Origin of the sequence: Enterobacter sp. S-33 (genome assembly GCF_028735835.1) — a bacterium.
Classification (GTDB): Bacteria; Pseudomonadota; Gammaproteobacteria; order Enterobacterales; family Enterobacteriaceae; genus Enterobacter; species Enterobacter vonholyi.
Genome location: NZ_CP117838.1, coordinates 2,341,274 through 2,365,326 on the forward strand (window position 1 = coordinate 2,341,274; position 24,053 = coordinate 2,365,326).

At 58.8% G+C, this 24,053-nt stretch carries 21 protein-coding genes and 2 pseudogenes; 18 read left to right on the forward strand and 5 right to left on the reverse strand.

Translation table 11 applies throughout. The features are described 5' to 3' along the window. Positions 1–15 precede the first annotated feature (15 nt). From PUP35_RS11040 to PUP35_RS11055, 4 genes are read left to right on the forward strand one after another with little or no spacing between them, the layout of a single operon-like run. Positions 16–1,038 carry an ABC transporter permease gene (locus tag PUP35_RS11040; protein WP_111963607.1) on the forward strand — a complete coding sequence of 341 codons (1,023 nt, stop codon included), beginning with the start codon at positions 16–18 and terminating at the stop codon, positions 1,036–1,038. Continuing rightward, positions 1,035–1,928 carry a D,D-dipeptide ABC transporter permease gene (ddpC, locus tag PUP35_RS11045; protein WP_274239439.1) on the forward strand — a complete coding sequence of 298 codons (894 nt, stop codon included), beginning with the start codon at positions 1,035–1,037 and terminating at the stop codon, positions 1,926–1,928. Before PUP35_RS11040 ends, ddpC begins: the two co-directional genes overlap by 4 nt. Further along, positions 1,928–2,914 carry an ABC transporter ATP-binding protein gene (locus PUP35_RS11050; RefSeq protein WP_274239441.1) on the forward strand — a complete coding sequence of 329 codons (987 nt, stop codon included), beginning with the start codon at positions 1,928–1,930 and terminating at the stop codon, positions 2,912–2,914. The genes ddpC and PUP35_RS11050 overlap by 1 nt, the downstream gene beginning before the upstream one ends. Further along, positions 2,907–3,836 (forward strand): oligopeptide/dipeptide ABC transporter ATP-binding protein, encoded by a 930-nt coding sequence (locus PUP35_RS11055; RefSeq protein ID WP_127730993.1) that lies wholly within the window; start codon positions 2,907–2,909, stop codon positions 3,834–3,836. Before PUP35_RS11050 ends, PUP35_RS11055 begins: the two co-directional genes overlap by 8 nt. Here the strand turns inward: PUP35_RS11055 and PUP35_RS11060 are convergent. After that, positions 3,833–4,581: pseudogene (locus PUP35_RS11060) on the reverse strand (SDR family NAD(P)-dependent oxidoreductase). The gene PUP35_RS11055 and the pseudogene PUP35_RS11060 overlap by 4 nt on opposite strands. A 114-nt stretch (positions 4,582–4,695) precedes the next feature. Between PUP35_RS11060 and PUP35_RS11065 the strand changes: the two are divergent. Beyond that, positions 4,696–5,601 (forward strand): annotated as a pseudogene (locus PUP35_RS11065) (LysR substrate-binding domain-containing protein). 23 nt (positions 5,602–5,624) lie between these two features. Here PUP35_RS11065 and PUP35_RS11070 read toward each other — a convergent pair. Then, entirely contained in the window at positions 5,625–6,053 is a 429-nt protein-coding gene (locus PUP35_RS11070; RefSeq protein ID WP_023311893.1) for an OsmC family protein, read from the reverse strand. Positions 6,054–6,168: 115 nt separating this feature from the next. On the opposite strand from PUP35_RS11070, the gene PUP35_RS11075 reads away from it, so the two are divergent. Next, a complete protein-coding gene (locus PUP35_RS11075) occupies positions 6,169–7,128 on the forward strand; it encodes a hypothetical protein (RefSeq protein ID WP_274239442.1) in 960 nt (319 codons plus the stop codon). A 19-nt stretch (positions 7,129–7,147) separates the two neighbouring features. Here the strand turns inward: PUP35_RS11075 and PUP35_RS11080 are convergent, their stop codons facing one another. Further along, entirely contained in the window at positions 7,148–8,023 is an 876-nt protein-coding gene (locus PUP35_RS11080; protein WP_274239443.1) for a LysR family transcriptional regulator, read from the reverse strand. Positions 8,024–8,133: 110 nt separating this feature from the next. On the opposite strand from PUP35_RS11080, the gene PUP35_RS11085 reads away from it, so the two are divergent. From PUP35_RS11085 to PUP35_RS11140, 12 genes are all read left to right on the forward strand, one after another. Then, the gene (locus PUP35_RS11085; RefSeq protein ID WP_249576002.1) at positions 8,134–8,985 is read left to right on the forward strand and encodes a Vmh family MBL fold metallo-hydrolase; all 852 of its coding nucleotides are present in this window, start codon (positions 8,134–8,136) and stop codon (positions 8,983–8,985) included. A gap of 232 nt (positions 8,986–9,217) precedes the next feature. Continuing rightward, a complete protein-coding gene (bdm, locus tag PUP35_RS11090; RefSeq protein ID WP_013096534.1) occupies positions 9,218–9,433 on the forward strand; it encodes a biofilm-dependent modulation protein in 216 nt (71 codons plus the stop codon). A gap of 95 nt (positions 9,434–9,528) precedes the next feature. After that, positions 9,529–9,666 carry a stationary-phase-induced ribosome-associated protein gene (gene sra, locus PUP35_RS11095; protein WP_008501714.1) on the forward strand — a complete coding sequence of 46 codons (138 nt, stop codon included), beginning with the start codon at positions 9,529–9,531 and terminating at the stop codon, positions 9,664–9,666. Positions 9,667–9,842: 176 nt separating this feature from the next. Further along, positions 9,843–11,540 carry an NAD-dependent malic enzyme gene (locus tag PUP35_RS11100; RefSeq protein ID WP_023335794.1) on the forward strand — a complete coding sequence of 566 codons (1,698 nt, stop codon included), beginning with the start codon at positions 9,843–9,845 and terminating at the stop codon, positions 11,538–11,540. Positions 11,541–11,922: 382 nt separating this feature from the next. Further along, positions 11,923–13,635 (forward strand): ABC-F family ATP-binding cassette domain-containing protein, encoded by a 1,713-nt coding sequence (locus tag PUP35_RS11105; RefSeq protein ID WP_274239444.1) that lies wholly within the window; start codon positions 11,923–11,925, stop codon positions 13,633–13,635. A 198-nt stretch (positions 13,636–13,833) separates the two neighbouring features. Beyond that, entirely contained in the window at positions 13,834–14,844 is a 1,011-nt protein-coding gene (gene adhP / locus PUP35_RS11110; protein WP_115875167.1) for an alcohol dehydrogenase AdhP, read from the forward strand. 150 nt (positions 14,845–14,994) lie between these two features. After that, positions 14,995–16,614, forward strand: a complete 1,620-nt coding sequence (locus tag PUP35_RS11115; RefSeq protein ID WP_274239445.1) for a TIGR04028 family ABC transporter substrate-binding protein — start codon at positions 14,995–14,997, stop codon at positions 16,612–16,614. A 10-nt stretch (positions 16,615–16,624) separates the two neighbouring features. After that, positions 16,625–17,569, forward strand: coding sequence for an ABC transporter permease (locus tag PUP35_RS11120; RefSeq protein WP_274239446.1), 945 nt, complete (start codon positions 16,625–16,627; stop codon positions 17,567–17,569). Next, positions 17,566–18,417, forward strand: coding sequence for an ABC transporter permease (locus PUP35_RS11125; protein WP_115875177.1), 852 nt, complete (start codon positions 17,566–17,568; stop codon positions 18,415–18,417). Before PUP35_RS11120 ends, PUP35_RS11125 begins: the two co-directional genes overlap by 4 nt. Next, a complete protein-coding gene (locus tag PUP35_RS11130) occupies positions 18,414–20,021 on the forward strand; it encodes a dipeptide ABC transporter ATP-binding protein (protein WP_274239447.1) in 1,608 nt (535 codons plus the stop codon). The genes PUP35_RS11125 and PUP35_RS11130 overlap by 4 nt, the downstream gene beginning before the upstream one ends. Next, the gene (locus tag PUP35_RS11135; protein WP_274239448.1) at positions 20,018–21,007 is read left to right on the forward strand and encodes a putative FMN-dependent luciferase-like monooxygenase; all 990 of its coding nucleotides are present in this window, start codon (positions 20,018–20,020) and stop codon (positions 21,005–21,007) included. The genes PUP35_RS11130 and PUP35_RS11135 overlap by 4 nt, the downstream gene beginning before the upstream one ends. Before the next feature lie 10 nt (positions 21,008–21,017). Beyond that, entirely contained in the window at positions 21,018–22,109 is a 1,092-nt protein-coding gene (locus PUP35_RS11140; RefSeq protein WP_274239449.1) for an alkylhydroperoxidase domain protein, read from the forward strand. Positions 22,110–22,115: 6 nt separating this feature from the next. On the opposite strand, the gene araJ is transcribed toward PUP35_RS11140, so the two are convergent. Then, entirely contained in the window at positions 22,116–23,291 is a 1,176-nt protein-coding gene (gene araJ, locus PUP35_RS11145; RefSeq protein WP_274239450.1) for an MFS transporter AraJ, read from the reverse strand. 187 nt (positions 23,292–23,478) lie between these two features. Further along, the gene (locus PUP35_RS11150) at positions 23,479–23,985 is read right to left on the reverse strand and encodes a YbjP/YqhG family protein (protein WP_274239451.1); all 507 of its coding nucleotides are present in this window, start codon (positions 23,983–23,985) and stop codon (positions 23,479–23,481) included. Positions 23,986–24,053 lie beyond the last annotated feature (68 nt).

Genomic DNA, 24,053 nt, shown 5'->3' on the forward strand with positions numbered 1-24,053 from the left:
GCCGGGGGAAAGCGTATGACGTTCTGGAGCATAGTGCGCCAGCGCTGCTGGGGGTTACTCCTGGTGGTGGCCGGTGTCTGTATTATCACCTTTATTATTTCGCACCTGATCCCCGGCGATCCTGCCCGTCTGCTGGCCGGCGATCGCGCCAGCGACGAAATCGTGCAGAACATCCGCCAGCAGTTAGGGCTGGACCAGCCCCTGTACGTTCAGTTTGGCCGCTACGTGGACGCCCTGGCCCACGGTGATTTAGGCACGTCCATCCGTACCGGTCGTCCGGTTGCGGAAGACCTGAAGGCCTTTTTCCCCGCCACGCTGGAGCTGGCCTTTTGTTCTCTGCTGCTGGCGCTGGTCATCGGCGTGCCGCTGGGGATTTTGTCGGCGGTGTACCGCAACCGCTGGCTGGATCACCTGGTACGTTTAATGGCAATGACTGGCATCTCCACCCCGGCCTTCTGGCTTGGGCTGGGCGTCATCGTGCTGTTCTACGGGCACCTGCAGATCCTGCCGGGCGGCGGCAGGCTGGACGACTGGCTCGATCCGCCGACGCACATCACCGGCTTTTATCTGCTGGACGCGCTGCTGGAGGGCAACGGCGAGGTCTTTTTCAACGCGCTGCAGCACCTGATTTTACCCTCGCTGACGCTGGCGTTTGTCCACCTGGGCATCGTCGCACGCCAGGTTCGCTCGGCGATGCTGGAGCAGCTTAGCGAGGACTACATTCGCACGGCCCGCGCCAGCGGCCTGCCCGGCTGGTATATCGTCCTGCGCTACGCCCTGCCGAATGCGATGATCCCGTCGATTACCGTGCTCGGGCTGGCGCTGGGGGATCTGCTTTACGGCGCCGTACTGACCGAAACCGTCTTTGCCTGGCCGGGCATGGGCGCCTGGGTGGTGACGTCCATTCAGGCGCTCGATTTCCCCGCCGTGATGGGCTTTGCCGTCGTTGTTTCGCTGGCCTACGTGCTGGTTAATCTGGTGGTCGATCTGCTTTACCTGTGGATTGACCCGCGAATCGGGCGCGGAGGTGCCGAATGATGTTAACGCAGGAAACGCCCGTCCCGGTTAAAACCGCCAGACAACGCATCAGCTGGGCAAAGCTCTTCTGGATGCTGCGTCAAAGCCCGCTCACGATCGTTGGCGGCGTCATTATGCTTGTGATGCTTTTCATTATGGTGGCCGCGCCGTGGATCGTGCCGCACGACCCAAACGCGCTGGATCTGACCGCGCGCCTGCAGGCGCCGTCTGCGCAGCACTGGTTTGGTACCGACGAGGTGGGCCGCGATCTGTTCAGCCGCGTGCTGGCGGGCAGCCAGCAGTCCATTACCGCCGGGCTGGCGGTGGTGATGATTGCGGGCGGCATCGGCTCGCTGCTGGGCTGTCTGTCCGGCGTGTTGGGCGGACGCGGCGACGCCGTCATCATGCGGGTAATGGACATTATGCTCTCCATTCCTTCCCTGGTGCTGACCATGGCGCTGGCCGCCGCGCTGGGGCCGAGCCTGTTTAACGCCATGCTGGCAATTGCGATTGTCCGCATTCCGTTCTACGTCCGCCTGGCGCGCGGCCAAACTCTGGTGGTGCGCCAGTTTACCTACGTGCAGGCCGCCCGCACCTTTGGCGCCTCCCGCTGGCATTTGATCCGCTGGCATATCCTGCGCAACGCCCTGCCGCCGCTGATCGTGCAGGCGTCGCTGGACATCGGCAGCGCCATCCTGATGGCCGCCACGCTGGGGTTTATTGGCCTGGGCGCGCAGCAGCCGACCGCCGAATGGGGCGCGATGGTGGCCGTCGGCCGTAACTACGTTCTGGACCAGTGGTGGTACTGCACCTTTCCCGGTGCGGCGATTTTGATAACCGCCGTGGGCTTTAACCTGTTTGGCGACGGTATTCGCGATCTGCTGGATCCGAAGTCAGGAGGGAAACAGTGATGACCGACCCGGTACTCAAGATTGAAGACCTGCACCTGAGCTTCCCGATTTTTCGCGGCGAGGTCCACGCGCTTAACCACGTCTCGCTGGAGATCGGCAGGGGTGAAATTGTCGGCGTGGTGGGCGAATCCGGTTCGGGTAAATCCGTGACCGCCATGCTCGCCATGCGTCTGCTGCCGGAAGGCAGCTACCGCATTCATCATGGTCAGGTGAAATTACTCGGCGAAAACGTCCTGACGGCGTCCGAGAAGCAGCTTCGCCAGTGGCGCGGCGCAAAGGTCGCGATGATTTTTCAGGAGCCCATGACCGCCCTCAACCCGACGCGGCGGATTGGCAAACAGATGGTCGAGGTGATCCGCCAGCATCAGCCGATTTCCCGGCATGAGGCGCAGCAGAAGGCGATTACCCTGCTGGAAGAGATGCAAATCCCGGATGCGAAAGCGGTCATGGCGCGCTATCCGTTTGAGCTGTCCGGCGGGATGCGCCAGCGGGTGATGATCGCCCTTGCCTTCTCCTGCGAGCCGGAGCTGATTATCGCCGACGAACCGACCACCGCGCTGGACGTCACCGTCCAGCTGCAGGTGCTGCGCCTGCTGAAGCACAAGGCACGGGCCAGCGGCACCTCGGTGCTGTTTATCAGCCACGATATGGCCGTGGTGTCCCAGCTCTGCGACAGAATGTACGTGATGTATGCGGGCAGCGTGATCGAGAGCGGTGCCACGCAAACGCTGATTCACCAGCCTGTGCATCCCTATTCCATTGGACTGCTGCAGTGCGCGCCGGAAAACGGCCAGCCGCGCGCCCCGCTTCCCGCCATCCCCGGCACGGTCCCAAACCTCAGCCAGCTTCCGCAGGGATGCGCGTTCCGCGAGCGCTGCTTTGCCGCCGGGACGAAATGCAGCGAAACGCCGCGCCTGCAACCCCATGGCGCAGAAGGCCAACAGGCTGCCTGCTGGTATCCACAACGGGAGAAAGCCCATGTCTGATGTACTGCTGGAACTGGATAGCGTGCACGTGAATTTTGCGGCACGTAAAAACTGGCTGGGGCGTGTGACGGAAAAGGTCCATGCGCTTAACGGGCTCGACCTTGAGATCCGTCGGGGAGAAACGCTCGGTATCGTCGGGGAATCGGGCTGCGGGAAAAGCACGCTGGCCCAGCTGCTGATGGGCATGCTTAAGCCCAGCACCGGCGCCTGCCAGCGGGCGCACCATGCGGGCGGCATGCAGATGGTGTTTCAGGATCCGCTCTCCTCGCTCGACCCGCGCCTGCCGGTCTGGCGCATCATCACCGAGCCGGTTTGGGTACAAAAGCGCAGCAGCGAGCGCGACCGCCGCCAGCTGGCTGAAAACCTGGCGCTGCAGGTGGGCATTCGCCCGGAATATCTCGACCGGCTTCCGCACGCCTTCTCCGGCGGGCAGCGTCAGCGCATCGCCATCGCCCGGGCGCTCTCGTCCGATCCGGATATCATCGTGCTTGATGAACCCACCAGCGCGCTGGATATTTCCGTGCAGGCGCAGATCCTCAACCTGCTGGTGACGCTACAACAGCAGCGTAATCTGACCTACGTGTTGATATCACATAACGTCTCGGTGGTCAGGCACATGAGCGACCGCGTGGCGGTGATGTACCTTGGGCAGATTGTGGAGCTGGGCAGCGCCGCACAGGTGCTTGGGGAGCCGCGCCATCCTTACACCCGCCTGCTGCTCGATTCGGTTCCCCGCACCGGTGAACCGCTGGATGAGACGCTGGCCTTACGCAAAACGGAGCTTCCCGGCAACCGCCGTCTTCCCGAAGGCTGTTTTTTCCGTGACCGATGCCCGATGGCCGCGCAGGGGTGCGAGCGTCCCCAGCCGTTACAGCCCTCTCGCGAGGGCCGTGACGTCCGCTGCTGGCGAAGTCTGGGTTAAATTTGCGCCATCCCGCCGTCCACGAACAGCTCGGTGGCGTTAATAAAGCTGGCCGCGTCGGAGGCCAGAAACGCCACCGCTTTCCCCACCTCGCCCGGCGCGCCTAAACGGCCGAGCGGCACCTGCGCGGCCAGCGCGTCGTACAGCCCCTGACGGTGTTCTTCCGGCACCAGATCGCCGAGGCCAGGGGTTTTGATCGGGCCCGGGCTGACCACGTTGACGCGGATCCCACGGCCCTGCAAATCCAGCGCCCAGGAGCGGGCAAAGTTGCGCACGGCGGCCTTGCTGGCGCTGTAGACGCTAAAGTTTGCCGTCCCCTTAATGGAGACCGTCGAGCCGGTCAGAATAATCGACGATCCGGCGGAGAGCAGGGGCAGCGCCTTCTGCACCGTAAACAGCACCCCGCGGACGTTGGTGCCGAAAATCCGGTCAAACTGCTCTTCGGTTATCGCGCCCAGCGGCAGCATATCGCCGCCACCCGCATTGGCGAACAGAATATCGAGGCGGCCCTCTTCTTTGGCTATCCGGGCATAGACCTCGTCCAGATCCGCCAGTTTGACACGTCCGCGCGAATGCCCACTGCCGTTGAAGCAATTTCTGCGACCGCCGCGTCAAGCTCGGCCTGACGGCGTCCGGTGATATACACCTTCGCGCCCTGCGCCGCCAGCTCCTGCGCCGTGGCAAGACCAATGCCGGTGCTGCCGCCGGTGACCAGTGCGATTTTTCCTGAGAGAGTCGTTTTCATGTCATTTACCTTTTGTTGGGTTTGCGTTGGACAAACTTTAGCCCTTGCAGGATTAGTGAAAAACCGGCAAAAATGAAAATGACTATTCACATACAGAAATAATAAGAGGTCATCATGGACCAGCTCATGGCGATGCGCGCCTTTACGCGGGTGGTGGAATCCGGAAGCTTTACCCGCGCGGCGGACTCGCTGAATATGCCGATCGCCACCCTGAGCAAGCTGGTCAAATCGCTTGAGGCGCACCTGGATATACGCCTTCTGCACCGCACCACTCGACGGGTGGTCGCGACGCCTGAAGGGATGGAATACTATGAAAAAGCGCTGAGGGTCTTGATAGATATCGAAGACATCGACACCGCGTTTCGCATTTCCCGCGCGACGCCAAAAGGGCATCTGCGGGTTGATATAGGCGGATCCACCGCCCGCGACGTGCTTATCCCCCTGCTGCCGGATTTTATGCAGCGTTATCCGGAAATCCGCATCGACCTTGGAGTAGCCGATCGTCCGGTGGATCTCATCAGCGGTAACGTAGACTGCGTCATCCGCGGCGGCCCGCTGAACGACTCGACCCTCATCGCCCGCCATATTGGCAACGCCGAAATGGTCACCTGCGCGACGCCGGGTTACCTGAAAAATCACGGCGTTCCGGCCTATCCGCAGGAGCTGTGCAACGGCCACAAGCTCATTAGCTACCTCTCGCCCGTCACCGGGCGGGCATTTCCGTTTCGCTTCAGAGAGAACGGCGAGGCGCTGGAAATCAACATTCCGCATTATCTCGGAGTAAATGAAAGTAATGCCCATCTGGCGGCTGCCGCGGCGGGGCTGGGGATCGTTCAGACCTTTGAGTATTCGGCAAACGCGTATTTACGGGCGGGAACGCTGACGGCGATTCTGAGCGACTGGCGCCCTGCCGCCTATCCGTTTCATGTGGTTTACCCTTAGAACCGGCATCTGACGCACCGTCTTAAGGTGTTTATTGCGTGGCTGGCGGAGGTGTTTCCCGCCGCACTGAAGGGATAGCCGGGCGCAAACCCGGCTGCGGTTTAATTAAGCTTATAGTCCAGCGTAATCTCAGCTTTCAGGAGCTGCGATACCGGACAGCCCGCTTTGGCTTTCTGAATAATACCGTCGAACTGCTGGGGGGCGATGCCCGGAACGGTCACCTTGCTTTTAAGGGCAACCTTAGTGATGGCAAAGCCGCCGTCGGTTTTATCCAGAGAGACGTCCGCCGTGGTATCAATAGAGTCAGCGGTATAGCCCGCTTCACCGAGCATCAGCGACAGCGCCATTGAGAAGCAGGCCGCATGTGCCGCGCCAATCAATTCTTCGGGGTTGGTCCCCTTTTCGCCCTCAAAGCGGGTATTGAAACCGTAAGGCTGCTGATTGAGAACGCCGCTCTCGGTGGAAACCGTTCCTTTACCGCGCTTAATGTCGCCAGACCAGTGTGCCGAACCGTGCTTATGAATAGTCATTCTTGCTCTCCTTTTGGCTTACAAAGGGTTAAGTATAGACTACGCATCTGACCCACCCTGGAACACAGACAATTCCAGGACTTTCACCTGCTGTACCAACAAAAAGGATAATGATATGGCGCTAAAAATCAGGATGGCCGTTGCCGTCACCACACTGGCGGTATCGCTGTCATCACTGGCGAAAACGCCGGAGAATTTTATCTATACCAGCTCCGGCGAGCTCGACGCGGTGTTTCCGCTCGTTGCGCGAAGCGATATCGGCGGCGTGCAGATCGTTTACAACTGGCGCTTGCTGGAGCCCGGAAAAGACAACTATGACTTCTCGCGGATAGAACAGGATCTGGCGCGCGTTAAGGCCGCCGGAAAAAAACTCTTTATTCAAATCCAGGATCGTTTCTTTGAGGCGGACGCCCGCTACGTGCCGGACTATCTGATGCACGATAAGCAATACGGTGGGGGGATTGCACCGCAGTTCGATAACCCCGGCGAAGGGAAGCCAGTCGGTTCAGGATGGGTGGCGCGTCAGTGGGATCCCGCCGTGCGTCAGCGCTACCAGGCTTTGCTGGCCGCCCTCGCGAAACGCTTTGATGGCGAGGTGTATGGCGTAAACCTGCCCGAAACCGCCATCGATCTCGACGAAAAAACCCCGCCCGCCGGGTTTACCTGCGACAGCTATTTCGCTGGAGAAATGGAAAATCTGGCCTTTGCGCGAAAGGCTTTTAAGAAATCACACGTGGTGCAATACGTGAACTTCTGGCCGTGCGAGTGGGATAATGACCACAACTACATGGGGCGTCTGTTTACGTATGCCAGCGCCAACAATGTCGGTCTGGGTGGGCCGGATATTGTTCCCAACCGCAAGGCACACATGAAGAATGCCTATCCCTTCTTCCATAAAAATAAACAGACGCTGCCGCTCATCGCCATGGCGGTTCAGGAACCGACCCTGACCTATAAAAATCCTGAGACCGGCAAGCCCTTCACCAAAGCAGAATTTGATCGGTTCGCGGAAAATTATCTCGGGGCGGATATTATTTTCTGGAGCACGTCCTCTCCCTGGCTAATGGCAAAATAATCGACCGCAAGGCCTGCTCTTAAGCCAGGTAGCGGGCCAGTTCGTCGAGGAACACGCGCAGCGCGGCAGGCTGGTATTCCCGTGATTGATAAATGCCATGGATGGCAAGCGGTTTCGGCTCCAGCGTTTCCAGTATCGGTACCAGCAATCCCTGATCCAGCGCGGCACGCGCCTCGCGCTCCGGCAACATGGCAATACCACAGTGCTTAATCGCCGCGTCCATCAACAGCGAAGAGATGCTGGCGCTCAGGTTGCCGCTGACTGCCACGCTCAGGCCTTCTCCTTCCGGCGTCAGGAAGTGCCAGGACTGCCCGGCAAAAAAGCTGTAGTGCAGGCAGTTATGCCGGGCTAACTCTTCGGGGCTGACGGGGATACCGTGTTGTGCCAGATACTCCGGCGAGGCGCAAAGCACCGAGCGACACTCCCCCAGCCGGCGGGCAATCATGCCGGGTTCAGGGTTATCGGTAATACGTACGGCGACATCAATGCGCTCTCCCACCAGGCTAACCGGGTGGTTATTCACGTCCAGCTCGATGCGCAGCTGCGGGTAGCGCGCGAGCAGACCGGGCAGCACCGGCGCAATCAGATGCATGGCGGTAAAGTGCGCGCAGGCCACCCGCAGGGTGCCGGACGGCAGATCTTTTTCAGACTGGCTTTCAATTTCCTGAGAGATCTGCGAGAGGGTCCGCGTTTTTTGCAGCACCTTTTCGCCTGCTGCGGTCAGCGTCAGCTTGCGCGTGGAGCGGTTTACCAGCCGCGTGCCCGCCCACTTCTCCATTTGTTCAAGGTACCGGCTGACCATCGGTCGGGAAATACCCAGCGCGCGGGCTGCAGCGCTCAAACTCCCCAGCTCGCATATCCGGTTGTAAACCTGAGCGGCAATAACGCGATCCATATCAACTCCATCTGCTCGATTTATGAAACTAAGCATGTCTTGTTTCAGGAATTCTGGCAAATGCAAATATCCGTACAATAAAGACATTCCTGAACAACCGAGACAATTGCATGAAATTCACTCACCTTGCCCTGCTTTCCACCCTTTTCACACCCGCTGTTTTTGCCGCGCCGTTGACCATTGACACCTATAACCCGCAGGAGAAAGGCATTTTCGCTGTCTCCTCCACCCTGGTTTCCGGCCCGAAAGAAGCCGTACTGTTTGACGCGCAGTTCAGCGTGAAGGATGGCGAAGCGCTGGTAGAGAAAATTCGCCGCAGCGGTAAAACCCTGAATAAGATTGTGATCACCTCCGGCGATCCGGATTTCTATTTTGGCCTGCAGCCGCTGGTTAAAGCCTTCCCGAACGCCAAAGTGGTGGCCACGCAGCACGTGGTTGACCACATCAAGGCCACCAAAGACGCCAAGCTCGCCTTCTGGGGTCCACAAATGAAAGACGGTGCACCGACCGAGCTGGTCGTCCCGCAGGTGCTCGCCTCCACCACGTTTATGGTTGACGGGGAGAAGATCGACATCGAACAGCCTGACAGCTACGCGGCCTATGTGTGGATCCCGTCAGCGAAAACCATCCTCGGCGGCACCGGGGTAGCCTGGGGGATTCACGTCTGGACGGCAGACACCCAGACGGCGGAAAGCCGTAAGCAGTGGCAGGAAACGCTGGTGAACATGGCGGCGCATAAACCCGAGCGCGTGATTCCGGGTCACTATCTGGGTACCCCGCCAGCCGGGACAGGGGCGATTGATTTTACCCGCGACTATCTGCAGCATTTTGAACAGGCGTTATCGGCACATAAAGATTCTGCGGGCGTCATCAGCACCCTGAAAAAACAGTATCCAAACCTGGCCGAAGAGAGCTCACTGGAATTAAGCGCTAAGGTGAATACCGGCGAAATGAAGTGGTAATTTAAATTCTGCTCCTGCTATATTTTCGTGATAGCAGGAGCACCGTTATAATATCCCCTCAACAGCACTTCGATTAACCCCCACATTTCAAAAGCGCATAAAAGCATGCACTTATGTCATTTTTATTTCTAAGATGAATCTGAACCACAACCGGGAAAATATTTGCCATTCTGTTTATGAATTAAATTTTTTGCGAGCCGTACCATTAAACAGAAAACGACACGGAGGCAGCATGTTTACTTATTACCCGGCTAATACCGCAGCAGCACAACCTGAACTCGTTAACGCGATTGCGCAGGGTCTTCACGCCGAGCACGGTGCTGTGACTGAAGATGACATTTTGATGGAACTGACCAAGTGGGTGGAATCCACAGATAATGACATCCTCAGTGACATCTACCAGCAGACCATTAACTACGTCGTCAGCGGGCAAAACGCACCCTTGTAAAAACCTGCTAAGCTGGATCTGCAACCTAAGGGGTTACATTTCGTTTGCGTAAGCAAACTGGTCCTTAAAACTATCAACAGGATTGAGGAGTTAACATGAAATCGAACCGTCAGGCACGCCATATTCTGGGACTGAACTACAAGCTTTCGAATCAGCGTAAAGTGGTGATTGAAGGCGACCACGAAACGCAAGTCACGCACGCCACCGGCAGAAAACGCCACGCCGGCAAGTAAGTTCCAGACTGAGATCCAGAACACCATCGGTAATCCCGGTGGTGTTTTTGTTTATGTGTTGCGGTAATTAATATTTAGCTCCTTTATAATACCGTCGGACCGCACCCCATCGCACAGGCCAGAAAGATGACAAACAGCAGTGTCAGGGACGGATCTTCATAAAAAGAGTGAGTGACATGGACAACAAACTGAAAAAACATCGTTCCTTATACATCCCATACGCCGGACCGGTTTTACTCGAATTCCCCCTGCTCAACAAAGGCAGCGCCTTCAGTATGGAAGAGCGCAGCAGCTTTAACCTGCTGGGTTTACTGCCGGAAGTGGTTGAAACCATTGAAGAACAGGCAGAGCGCGCGTGGATCCAGTATCAGGGTTTCAAAACTGAAATCGACAAACACATTTACCTGCGCAACATTCAGGATACCAACGAAACCCTCTTCTATCGCCTGGTGCAGAACCATCTCGAAGAGATGATGCCGGTGATCTACACCCCTACGGTGGGTGCGGCCTGCGAGCGCTTCTCAGAGATCTACCGTCGCTCCCGCGGGGTATTCATCTCCTATCAGAACCGTCACAACATGGACGATATTCTGCAGAACGTGCCGAACCACAATATCAAAGTCATTGTGGTGACCGACGGCGAACGTATTCTCGGCCTCGGCGACCAGGGCATTGGCGGGATGGGGATCCCTATCGGTAAACTCTCTCTTTATACCGCCTGCGGCGGCATCAGCCCGGCGTATACCCTGCCGGTCGTGCTGGACGTCGGCACCAACAACCAGCAGTTGCTAAACGACCCGCTCTATATGGGCTGGCGCCATCCGCGTATTACCGACGACGAGTACTATCAGTTTGTCGACGACTTCATCCAGGCAGTGAAGCACCGCTGGCCGGACGTTCTGCTGCAGTTTGAAGACTTCGCGCAGAAAAACGCGATGCCGCTGCTGAACCGCTATCGCGATGAGATCTGCTCCTTTAACGACGATATCCAGGGCACCGCGGCCGTGACGGTGGGGACGCTTATCGCCGCCAGCCGCGCAGCCGGCAGCCAGCTGAGCTACCAGAAAATCGTCTTCCTGGGCGCAGGCTCTGCGGGGTGCGGTATTGCCGAGCAGATTATCGCCCAGACGCAGCGCGAAGGCTTAAGCGAAGAGCTGGCCCGCTCCCGCGTCTTTATGGTTGACCGTTTCGGCCTGCTGACCGACGGCATGCCGAACCTGCTGCCGTTCCAGACGAAGCTGGTGCAGAAACGCGAAAACCTGAAAAACTGGGATACCGACAACGAAGTCCTTTCCCTGCTGGACGTGGTGCGCAACGTGAAGCCGGATATTCTGATCGGCGTTTCCGGGCAAACAGGTCTCTTCACCGAAGAGATTATTCGCGAGATGCACAAGCACTGCGAGCGCCCTATCGTGATGCCGCTGTCCAACCCGACCTCGCGCGTGGAGGCAACGCCGCAGGATATCATTGCCTGGACCGAAGGTAACGCGCTGGTTGCGACCGGCAGCCCGTTCGATCCGGTGGTGTGGAAGGATAAAACCTATCCGATTGCCCAGTGCAACAACTCCTATATCTTCCCGGGCATTGGACTGGGCGTGATCGCCTCCGGCGCGTCCCGCATTACCGATGAGATGCTGATGTCGGCGAGTGAAACCCTCGCGGGCTACTCTCCGCTGGTCAACAACGGTGAAGGGCTGGTGCTGCCGGAGCTGAAGGACATTCACAAGGTGTCGCGCGCGATCGCGTTTGCGGTAGGTAAAATGGCGCAGCAGCAGGGCGTGGCGGTGAAAACCTCTGCCGACGCGCTGCAGCAGGCCATCGACGACAACTTCTGGAAGCCTGAATACCGCAGCTATCGCCGTACGTCGATTTAATCCGCTCCGCCCGGTGGCGCTTCGCTTACCGGGCCTACGGGCCGGGTGTTTTCCCTCTCCCTGTGGGAGAGGGTCAGGGTGAGGGCAACAGACCGCACCATCGAATACCCACTAGCCAAACCCCTTTTCCCCCGCTACACTCCATTCATCCATTAACCCACTGAATATATAAGGAGGCCAATTATGCTGTATCGTGAAATTTTCAATGTTTCACATACATTTGGCGATCGCACCAGCTCAAGCGTTATCGGTATCGTGCTGCGATAACTTCTGCTTGAGCGAAGACACCAACCCCTGAAATCCCTTCTCTCGGGCTTACTGAGTTATCGTCAGCGATGTTTGACGAGGCATAAACATGCCTGTAACTCTTGGGTAAGCAACAATGAGCACTTTACTTACTGCACAATCTTTACGCGTTGATACGGCGTTTGGCACGCTCTTCGACTCACTCTCCTTTACGCTGAAAAAAGGCGACCGCATTGGCCTGCTGGGCGACAACGGCTGCGGCAAAAGTACGCTGCTGAAGGTGCTGGACGGCACGGACTCCCCTGCGGCCGGAACGGTAGCGTTGGCCGGGCACTGCCTTATGGCGCGCGTGGAGCAACATCTCCCGGACGCTATTTTACCGCTGACCATGCTGGATGCCGTCCTGGCCCAGTTGCCCTCAACTGAACGGGACAGCCTGCGCTGGAAAGCCGAAACGCTGCTGGCAGGCATGGGCTTTACGCCGCAGGATATGATGCTGCACTCCGCCACGCTGAGCGGCGGGCAGCACACCCGCCTGCTGCTGGCGCGGGCGCTGATTCACGAGCCGGACCTGCTTCTGCTCGATGAACCCAGCAACCACCTTGATTTGCCGACCATGCTCTGGCTGGAACACTTCCTACAGAACTGGTCGGGTAGCTTTGTGCTGGTCTCGCATGACAGACAGCTGCTGGATGCCGTCACCAACGGCAGCTGGATCCTGCGCGATAAAACGCTGCACTACTTTGCCCTTCCCTGCACGGCGGCACGTCAGGCGCTTGACGCCAAAGATGAAAGCGACGCGCAGCGCCACAAGGCGGAGCAAAAGGAGATCGACCGCGTAACCGCCAGCGCCAAACGTCTGGCGACCTGGGGCAAGGTTTACGACAACGAAGACCTGGCCCGCAAAGCCAAACAGATGGAAAAACAGGTCGAACGGCTCAAAGAGAGCCAGACCGCGCTCACGGCGGGCAGCCCGTGGACGCTAACCCTGCGCGGCGACGCGCTGCGGGCGGATCGTCTACTGGAGATGGAAAACCTCGGCGTCCCGCCCGCGCCTGGGCTACCGCCGCTGTTTAACATCGAAACGGCGCGCCTGAAAAGCGGCGATCGCGTGGCGATTGTTGGTCGTAACGGCTGCGGCAAATCGTCACTGATGAAGCTTATCTGGCGACATTTTACGGATGAACCGGCGGAAAGCGGGCTGAAAATCCATCCGCGCGTGTCGCCTGGCTACTACGACCAGACGCTTCATCAGCTTGCAGACAACGCCACGCTTCTCGACGCGCTGGAGCCTTTCGCACCTGATCCGCAGAATCGCAAAATGGCCCTGATAAGCGCCGGGTTCCCGTGGTCCCGCCACGGGCAAAGAGTCAGCACACTCAGCGGCGGCGAGCGTTCGCGCCTGCTGTTCGTGGGCCTGACGCTTGCCTGCTACAGCCTGCTGATGCTGGATGAGCCAACTAACCACCTCGACATGGAAGGCAAAGAGGCGCTGGCGCAAACCCTTCAGCAGTTTGAAGGCGGCGTTCTGCTGGTCAGCCATGACCGACAGTTAATTAGCCAAAGCTGCAACCGTTTCTGGCTGATTGAAGAGGAAAAGCTGAGCGAGTGGCACGATGCAGAAGCGGTCTTTGAGCGTCTGCGTGAAAGCGCGGGGCTGGTGACATCCACCGCGCCTGCTATCACCGCTTCGGCGGTTCAATCCTCGCCGTATGACGATCTGCTCGAACGGCTGGTCGCACTGGAAACGCTGCTGGAAGACGATCTGGCGCGTAAGCCTAAGCATCAAAAGCCGCAGCTGCAGGCTCAATGGCGTAAAGAGATTAAGGAGATAGAAGCACTGCTGTAAGTCTGCGCCCGGCGAGTCTCTCTCGCCGGGCCAGTATTTTCCCCCTAAATTATTAGAGGAACGCCGTATTCTTATTCTGAAAATGGATTAAATAATGACATTATGTTGCCGTTGCCTTGCATTACAGCGCCAAACCACTAATCCTTGAGGAGTATTACACCTGCTATGCAGATACTCATCATGAACAAGGAGATACACATGAAGGCTGCTGTTGTCACTCAGGATCATCAGGTTAATGTCACCGAAAAAACCTTGCGCCCGCTAAAGCACGGGGAAGCTCTGCTGAAGATGGAGTGCTGTGGCGTATGCCATACCGACCTCCACGTGAAGAACGGTGATTTTGGCGATAAAACCGGGGTTATCCTGGGCCATGAAGGGATTGGTATCGTAAAAGAAGTCGGCCCAGGCGTGAAATCGCTGAAAGTCGGCGACCGCGCAAGCGTGGCCTGGTTCTTTGAAGGCTGCGGGCACTGCGAATATTGTAATACCGGCAACGAAACCCTGTGCCGTGACGTGAAAAACGCCGGTTACTCCGTTGACGGCGGCATGGCGGAAGAGTGCATCGTCACCGCGGATTATGCGGTAAAAGTGCCGGACGGTCTGGATTCGGCGGCGGCCAGCAGCATTACCTGCGCCGGTGTCACCACCTACAAAGCGGTGAAGGTATCCGAAATCAAACCAGGCCAGTGGATTGCGATTTACGGTCTGGGCGGTCTGGGCAACCTCGCGCTGCAGTACGCCAAAAACGTCTTTAACGCCAAAGTCATCGCCCTTGACGTTAACGACGAACAGCTGAAGCTGGCGGCCAGCATGGGTGCGGATCTCACCATCAACTCCCGCAGCGAAGATGCCGCTAAAATTGTGCAGGAGAAAACCGGCGGCGCGCATGCTGCAGTCGTCACTGCCGTCGCAAAAGCCGCCTTCAACTCGGCGGTAGATGCCGTACGTGCCGGTGGCCGCGTGGTCGCGGTTGGCCTGCCGCCGGAAGCGATGAGCCTGGATATTCCGCGTCTGGTGCTGGACGGTATTCAGGTGGTGGGTTCGCTGGTTGGCACCCGTCAGGATCTGCAGGAGGCCTTCCAGTTCGCCGCTGAAGGCAAGGTCGTGCCGAAAGTCACGATGCGTCCTATCGAGGACATCAACGCCATCTTTAAAGAGATGGAACAGGGCCAGATCCGTGGCCGTATGGTGATTGACCTGCGTTCATAATCACCCACCGTTCAATTACCGCTCCTGACAGGGGCGGTTTTTTTATAGCCATTTTCCGGCAATCCTTATCTTAATTCCTTTGTTCCCTTGTTTTCCCCCGCGCCCGATGATGAATCCGACGCTAACAAGAAGATAACAAAGGAATTCACCATGCAAACCCCATTTCGTCTGCCGCTGCTGACGGCGCTGATTCTGACGACCACCGCAGCGTGGGCAGCAGATGCGCCCGTCAAAGGCGGCACGCTGATTTATCTGGAGCAACAGGCGCATACCAACCTTTACCCGCCTGCCGGCGGCTTCTACCCGAACGGCGGCATTCTGAACCAGATCACCGACAAACTGACGTGGCAGAACCCGAAAACGTTACAGGTGGAGCCCTGGGTAGCCGAAAGCTGGACCACCAACGCCGATAAAACCGAATACACATTTAAGCTGCGTCCCGGCATCACCTTCTCCGACGGCACGCCGCTGGACGCCAACGCCGTAGCGAAGAACTTTGATACCTACGGCTTAGGCAACAAGGCGCAGCGCCTGCCGGTGTCAGAAGTGATCAATAACTACGATCGCAGCGAAGTGGTCGACCCGCTGACCGTGAAGTTCTACTTCAAAAAACCGTCGCCGGGGTTCCTGCAGGGCACCGCCACGATTGGCTCGGGCCTGGTCTCGCTCAGCACGCTGAAGCGCAACTTTGAAGAGCTGGGTGACGCCCGGCATATCATTGGCTCTGGCCCGTTTGTGGTGAAGGACGAGAAGCTGGGTCGCGAAGTGACGCTGGAAGCGCGTAAGGACTACCAGTGGGGACCGAAAAACCTGGCGCAGCAGGGGCCGGCCAATCTGGACGGCATCAAGTTTATCGTGACCCAGGAAGACAGCGTGCGCGTCGGCGCCCTGCTGGCCGGTCAGGCCGACTTTATTCGCCAGGTACAGGCGTATGACGAAAAGCAGGCGACAGACCAGGGCTATAAAATCTACGCCGCCCCAACGCGCGGGGTGAACGACAGCATCAGCTTCCGCCCGGATAACCCGCTGGTCTCCGATATTCGCGTGCGCCAGGCGCTGCTGCATGCCACCAACGCAAAACAGGTGGTCGAGACCCTCTTCTCGGCCAACTATCCGCAGGCGAAGTCGGTGATTGCCGATTCCGCCGCCGGTTTTGTCGATCTCAGCGACAAATTGACCTTTGACCCGGCAAAAGCCAACCAGCTGCTGGACGAGGCGGGCTGGAAAGCGGGCAGCGACGGGATCCGCTCCAAAGACGGCCAGCGGCTGGCGCTGACGGTATATGAATCCCTGCCGCAGCCGCAAAACAAAGAGGTGCTGCAGCTGGTTGCCCAGCAGTGGCGTCAGGTGGGCGTGGCGCTGAGCGTGAAGGCCGGCGACGCAGGCAGCCGCACGCTGGATAACCTTGATCCGCTGAAAACTCCGTTAACCGTCTCCGAAGTGGGACGCGCCGATCCGGACGTGGTGAAAAGCATGTTCTACCCCGCTAACCGCGACGCGCTGCTGCAAAAAGGCGGCTCCAGCGACAAGGTCAAAAGCTTCCGTGACGACAAGCTGAATGCGCTGCTGGTAAATATCTCCTCAGAGGTCGATCCGCAAAAACGCCTGCAGCTGACCGGCGACGCCCAGCGCTACCTGCTGGATAACGCCTACGTCATTCCAATTTTCGAGGAGCCGCAGGTCTTTGCCGGTGCGCCTTGGCTAAAAGGCGTCAATTTTGAAGCGGTCGGCCGCCCGTCGTTCTACGGCGCGTGGATTGAGAAACACTGAGGAGCTGACGATGCGCCACGCACTTCTTCAACGCTTTGGGCACGGGCTGCTGGTACTGTGGGCCGCCTTTACCCTCTCGTTCGTGTTGCTCCAGGTGCTGCCGGGCGACGCGGTGCTGATTAAATTTCAGAACCCGGACCTGGGCTTAAGCCCGGCGCAAATTGAGGAGATGCGCGTGGCCTACGGCGCGGACAGCCCGCTGTGGCAGCAATACGGCCATACGCTGCTGGCGATGCTGCACGGGGATTTCGGCTATTCGTTACAGGCCGGGGTGCCGGTCAGCGAGCTGATTGCCAGCAATCTGCCGGATACCCTGAGCCTCGCCCTGCCTGCGTTTGTACTGGCGGTCCTGCTGGCGTTTGCGCTGGCCTTTGCGTCGCGCCTGCCGGGTCTGCGCTGGCTGAGCAATACCCTACAGTCTCTGCCGGTCCTGTTTATCTCCTTACCCACGTTCTGGCTGGGGATTGCCCTCATCCAGCTCTTTTCTTTTCAGCTGCGGCTGATCCCGGTGATTAACCCGACGCCGCTGCAGGGGCTGATCCTGCCGATCGTGACCGTCGCGATCCCGATCTCCGCCCCGCTGGCACAAATCCTGATGCGCAGCCTCGACCAGGTGGCGACGCAGCCGTTTGTTGCCGTAGCCCGGGCCAAAGGGCTGAGTGAAACCGCCGTGCTGTGGCGTCACGTGATCCGCAACGCCCTGCTGCCTGTCCTGAACATTGCCGGGCTACTGCTGGGCGAGCTGATTGCCGGGGCGCTGATCACCGAAACCGTTTTTGGCCGCAGCGGGCTCGGGCAGCTGACCCAGCAGGCGGTGAATAACCAGGATATTGCCGTACTTCAGGCGGTAGTGATGATTTCCGCCCTCGGCTTTGTCCTGATCAACCTGCTGGTGGACCTGCTTATGCCGCTGCTGGATCCCCGTCTGCAAACCGTTACCGGAGGTGCATCATGAGCCTGGTCGATTACGCTGCCGCCGCGCGAAAACGCGTTCCCGGCTGGCAGGGCGTCGCGTGGCAGCCCGGACTGTGGCTGGCATGGGCGGTAATTATCATTGCGATTTTCGCCGCCGTGGCGCCCGGCCTGTTAACCCACTACAGCCCGATTGAGGGCATCGCCGGAGCGCAACGTCTTGCGCCGCAGGCGGGACACTGGCTCGGCACCGATCAGCTTGGCCGCGATGTTTACACCCGTATTGTGTACGGTGCGTCCCACTCCCTGAGCGCGGCGCTCGCTGCCGTCACGATGGGGCTGGTGGTCGGCACAGGTCTGGGGGTCATCGCCGGAGCGTTCGCCGGACGCGTCGAGTCTTTCCTGATGCGTTTTGTCGACGTGCTGTTGTCCATTCCGTCTCTGCTGCTCTCGCTGACGGTTATTATTCTGCTCGGGTTTGGCACCGTTAACGCCGCCATTGCCGTCGGCGTGGCCTCTATTGCCAGCTTCGCCCGCCTCGCGCGCGGTGAAGTGGTGCGCATCCGCCATACGGATTACGTCGAGGCGGCGTTCGGCAGCGGCGGGACGTTCCTGGCGGTGCTGTGGCGACACATCCTGCCCAACGCGTTAACCGCCGTCCTTGCCTTTGCCACGCTCCAGTTTGGTCAGGCTATCCTGGCCCTTTCAACGCTGAGCTTTCTCGGCTACGGCACCCCGCCGCCCGTGCCGGAATGGGGCTTATTGATCGCCGAAGGCCGTAACTATCTCTCTACCGCCTGGTGGTTAACCACCTTCCCCGGCGTGGTCGTCATCGCCGTCGTGCTTGCCACCAACCGTATCAGCCAGCAGTTCAGCGGAGGCCTGAAATGACCGTACTCTCGGTAGAAAACCTGACCATCAGCTACCGTACCGCGCGCCAGTGGCGCGAGGTGGTGCATAACGTCAGCTTTACCCTCAGGCGAGGGGAAATGCTGGCGTTTGTCGGCGAATCCGGATCCGGCAAAACGACCACGGCACAGGCGATCATTGGCCTGCTGGCGGATAACGCCCGTCGCGATGCGGGGAAAATCGTGCTCAACGGCGAGGAGATTAGCCGGTGGTCAGCGAAGCGTCTCGATACCCTGCGCGGGGCGCGAATCAGCCTGGTTCCGCAGGATCCGGGTAATTCACTCAACCCGGTGAAGACGATCGGTGGTCAGGTCGGGGAAATTATTCAGCTGCACCAGAAGGTAACTCGCGCCGAGCGCGACGAGCTGGTGCTTGCCCTGCTGACAAAGGTCGGCCTGAGACACCCCGAACAGCGCATGAAGCAGTATCCGCACCAGCTCTCAGGCGGAATGAAACAGCGCGTGTTGATTGCCATCGCGATAGCGCTGCGTCCGGACGTCATCATTGCCGATGAGCCCACCAGCGCGCTGGACGTGACGGTGCAAAAACGCATTCTTGATCTGCTGGATATCCTGCGCCGGGAATCGGGTACTGCCGTTCTGTTTGTCACCCACGATCTGGCGCTGGCCGCCCAGCGCGCAGACAGGCTGCTGGTTTTTCGCAATGGTGAGGTTCAGGAGCACGGCGACACCGCCGACATCGTTCGCACGCCGCAGCACGCCTACACCCGCCAGCTGCTGAGCGATCTCCAGGGCCAGCGCCTGACCATAGCCCCAGTAGCTGGCCTGCCGCTCGCGTCACCGGCCATTCGCGCCCGCGCCATCAGCAAACGGTTCTCGCTGGGTAAAGGTCATCAGCTTCAGGCGCTGGATCGGGTGACGTTTGACGTCAGACGCGGCAGCACCCATGCGCTGGTCGGTGAATCCGGCTCCGGGAAGACCACCCTCGCCCGTATTTTGCTGGGTTTTGAACAGGCCGACAGCGGACAGGTCATTATTGATGACATTGATGCCACCGCGCTCAGCCGCGAGGCCCGTCGGCAGCTGCGCCAGAAGATCCAGTTTGTTTACCAGAACCCGTTCGCCTCTCTCGACCCGCGTCAGACGCTGTTTGACATCATCGAAGAGCCCCTGAAGAACTTTTCCCGCCTCGCGAAGGCTGAGCGAAAGGTGCTAGTGGAAACCGTGGCGCAGCGGGTTGCCCTGCCTACCGAACTCCTGACCCGCACCGCCAGGGAGCTATCAGGCGGTCAGCGCCAGCGCGTGGCCATCGCCCGGGCGCTGATTCTGGAGCCGACTATTCTGGTGCTGGACGAAGCCACCTCCGCTCTGGACGTCACCGTGCAGGCGCAGATTCTGGCTCTGCTTCAGCAACTGCAGCAGCAGCTGGGATTAACCTACCTGTTCATCACGCACGATCTCTCCACCGTTCGCCGGATCGCCCACAGCGTCACGGTGCTGCGCAGCGGTCAGGTGGTCGAACAGGGCGACGTCGAAACCTTATTCACGTCGCCACAGAACGACTATACCCGCGAGCTGATTGCTGCCATTCCCCATTTTTCACCCGCTACGGAGGAGTTCGCATGACGCGAAAACGCCTGGGATTTTTCACCCGCCTGCTAGACGACGCCACGCCGAAGGAGCGCTATCGTCTGGCAACCGAACAGATCCGCCACGCCGAGCGCCACGGTTTTGACAGCGCCTGGATTGCTCAGCACCACTTCCATGAAAGTGAAGGCGGCCTGCCGTCGCCGCTGCTGTTTCTGGCACACGTTGCGGCGCATACCGAAACCATTCGACTCGGCACGGCCATCATTACCCTGCCGATGGAAAACCCGCTGCGCGTCGCAGAAGATGCCGCGGTGCTGGATTTACTCGCCGATGGACGTCTCGAAGCAGGTTTTGGTTCGGGCGGCACGCCGACCTCTTTCCTGCCGTTCGGACTGACGTTCGAACAGCGCGGCGCAGCCTTTGCTGACCATCTACATGTGATCCAGAGCGCCTGGCGCGGGGATTCGCTCACCCATCCGGATAACCACCTGTACCCGCCAGCGCCACAGCTGGCTGACCGGATCTGGATTGCCACCTTTTCCGTCGACGGTGCCGTTCGCGCCGCGCGGGCCGGACACGGTTTGATGCTCTCCCGCACGCAGCCGCGCCCGGCAGACCAGTTGGATTTAACGCTCGACGCGATCCAGAACCCGATTGTGGATGCCTACCTTGAGGCGCTGCCTGCGGGCATCGCACCGCGCATTCTTGCCTCACGTACCGCGTTCGTCGCCGACAGCGATGACTATGCGCTGAAAGTTGCGACGCCGGGCCTCACGAAACAGGCAAAGCAGCATCGCGCTGCCGGACACGCGGTTAAAGGTGACACCGTCACAGATTTTCGTCGCCAGTTCGACGCCCACATCGGTTCGCCCGAGACGGTGCTGCGTTCGCTGCAGGCCGATTCCGTTCTCCGGCGCGCCACGGACATCTCATTCCAGGTCCATTCGGTCGAGCCCATCCATCGCGACACGCTGCGCTCTATCGAACTGATCGCCGAACATATTGCCCCCCACATCCTTTGAGGAGACACCTATGTCATTAAGTCACGACATTCTCGCCGAGCTGGCGGAAATTAAACCCGGTTCCCCTCTGGCAGAGGCGCGCGCCACGCGGGACGCCGCCACGAGACACGCGCAGGGCAGCTACGAAATCTTATTTACCCAGCAGGACAGCGATTTTGCGCTGGACGAACGCTTCGCCGTCGCGGCAAAAGTCGCCAGGTGGCACAACGCGGAGGCGCTGGCCGCGCACTATGCGGGGTTTGGCCTGGCGGACCCGACCTCCGACCGTCTGACCCCGGCGCTGAACTTCGCGCGCCTGCTGACCTTCTCCCCCGTCGAAGCCACGCCCGCATCGTTAAAGGCGCTGTCCCAGGCGGGATGGAGCAAAGAAGGTATCGTGACCCTGGCGCAGCTGATCGCCTTTGTCAGCTTCCAGAGCCGACTGATTGCCGGGCTGCGGCTGCTGAACGACAGGCCAGTCGCCACAAGCGATGCCCCGGTGGCGGCGGGCGTCTGGCACACGACCGCAACCACGGCCACCGGCAAGGCGGCTCCCGTCGCCTTCACCCAGCAGGAACTGGGCTGGGAACCGTGGATCGCCGCCAAACCGCTGGCGGATTTTCGTGATGACGAGGTTGCGATCCTGGCGAAGTTTGGCCACACCGATTCCGACTATTTCCGCCTGCTGGGCCGCAACCTGCCGGTGCTTGAACAGCGCACGCTAACGGATAAAGGGATTTTTTATACGCCGGGAGGATTGCCGCGCGCCGAGCGCGAGCTGGCCGCAACGGTCGCCAGTAAAATTAACGGCTGCATCTACTGCGCATCTGTCCATGCGCGGAAAGCCAGCCAGCTGTCAAAGGATGACGCTGCGGTAGAGGCCCTACTGGCCGTGCGTCCAGGACAATCCCTGAGCGAGGGACAATCTGCGCGCTGGCAGGCGGAGATCAATTTTGCGGCGGCGCTATCGGTTACTCCGCCTGCCGCCACGCCGCTGCACCTTGCCGCGCTTGAAAAAGAGGGGCTGGACACCTTAGCCCAGCTTGACCTGGTGCAGTCCGCCGCGTTCTTCGCCTGGGCGAACCGACTGATGCTGACCCTGGGTGAGCCCTGGCTTGCCTGAATTCGATCAGGCTAGCACGCGAGCGTTAGCCTGAGCCCGTCTGGCCCGCAGGTAACCGTAGATCAACAGCGCGCTCATGGCCGAGAACGAGAGTATCGCCGCAGGCAGCGTGACGTAGCGCCAGCTAAAGCCGAGGGTAATCATCATCCCGCCAAAATATGCCCCGATCGCGCTGCCGAGATTAAACGCCATCTGCCCGCCCGCAGCACCCAGCATCTCACCGCCCTTCGCATTTTGCAGAAGCAGAATTTGTAGCGGCGCAGAGAGCGCAAACAGCCCGGCACAGCAGATAAAACCCATGACCAGCGAGGCCGTTTTCAGTTCGCCACAGGCGAAAAGCAACAGCAGCGAGGCGACAATCACCATGTCGGTGGTCGCCGCAATGCGCAGCGGGCTAAAGCGTCCCGAGAGCTTGCCGCTCAACAGGTTGCCCAACACCATGCCAAGCCCCATTAGCATCATGATGGCCGTCATCACCCCTTCTGAAAAACCGGAGACGTTGACCATAAACGGCTTAACGAAGCTGAACCACGCGAACACACCGGCATTGCCAAACATGGTGGCGGCAAAAATCAGCCAGGGTTCTGGTTTTTTCAGAAAGTGGAACTGCTCGGTCAATTTGATTTCCGATGTGTCGCGGATGTCCGGCACCCAGAGCAGAACCGAAAGGATCACCAGCGCATCGAACACGGCAATCAGAAAAAAAGTATAGCGCCAGCTGAACTGATGCCCCAGCCAGGTGCCGAGCGGCACACCCACCAGGTTGGCGACGGTCATTCCGGCGATCATCCCGGCCACCGCGACCGTCACCTTACCCGGCGGCGCGATTTTAGAAAGAATAATCGCCCCGACGCCGAAAATGGCGCCGTGCGGGAAACCGGAAATCAAGCGCCCGGTCGCCAGCCAGAAATATGACGTAGAAAACGTAAACAGAGCGTTCCCAACCGCGCACATCGCAACCAGAAACAGCAGCGTAGTTTTTAACGAGAACCTGCCTGAGAAAAGCGCCACAATCGGGGCGCCAATCACCACGCCGAAGGCGTAAAACGAGATCATATTCCCGGCGGAGGGAATCGAAATACCGGTGTCATGCGCCAGCTCGGTTAACACGCCCATAATGCCAAATTCGGCCATGCCCAGGCCAAATGTGCCAAGCGCCAGCGAAAATATTGTCTTTTTCATGCCTCAACCACAGGTTAATCACTCGCAACGGGCATTATTGAATAATCTTGTATGGTGAGCCAGTTCAAATCAGATGGCTGACAGGTTAATCCATTAACTCAGGAGTTTTCTCCAACCGCGACACGGGGCAATGGAAAACAAAAAGCCCCGGCAGGCGTCAGGGCTTTAAAGGGTTTAAGGTCTAGTTTTACAGTGTGCTCTCCGCCGCTGCTTTAGCGCGTGTAATAGCACCAGCATTGAAAATAGGATGCTCATGATTGTTCGTTACGTCACGAACGCGGTAAATTTTCCATGCATCATCTTCACGACGAAGAAATACCTCAAGATGGATGCTTCTCCCGTTACCCACCCCTTCAATGACCTGGACTACTTCACCGTTTAAAAATGACCCGGCGTTTTCCACTCGTAACGCAGGTATCCATTCACGAGAATAATCTTGGGTATACGTAAAATAGTCAGACTCTATTAACTCCTGTTCAGAGATTTCCTGAATGGTATTAATGCGAGCAATCGTATCAGCAGAAACATATTTACGCAGTTCGTCGGCAGGATAAGGCCTGGCTTCATCGCTGCCGAATACGGAAAGATAGGATTTATAAAATGATTCGGTAGCGTCTTGCGCGCTATGATGTTGATTGGTAGCCGAACTGCATCCCACCAGCAACAAAACGAATGATAAAAATATTCTTTTCATCAGTGCATCCTCAGCACATTCACTATGAGAGCACCCCAGAGCGTGTGAAGGAGATAAGAAACCGCAGC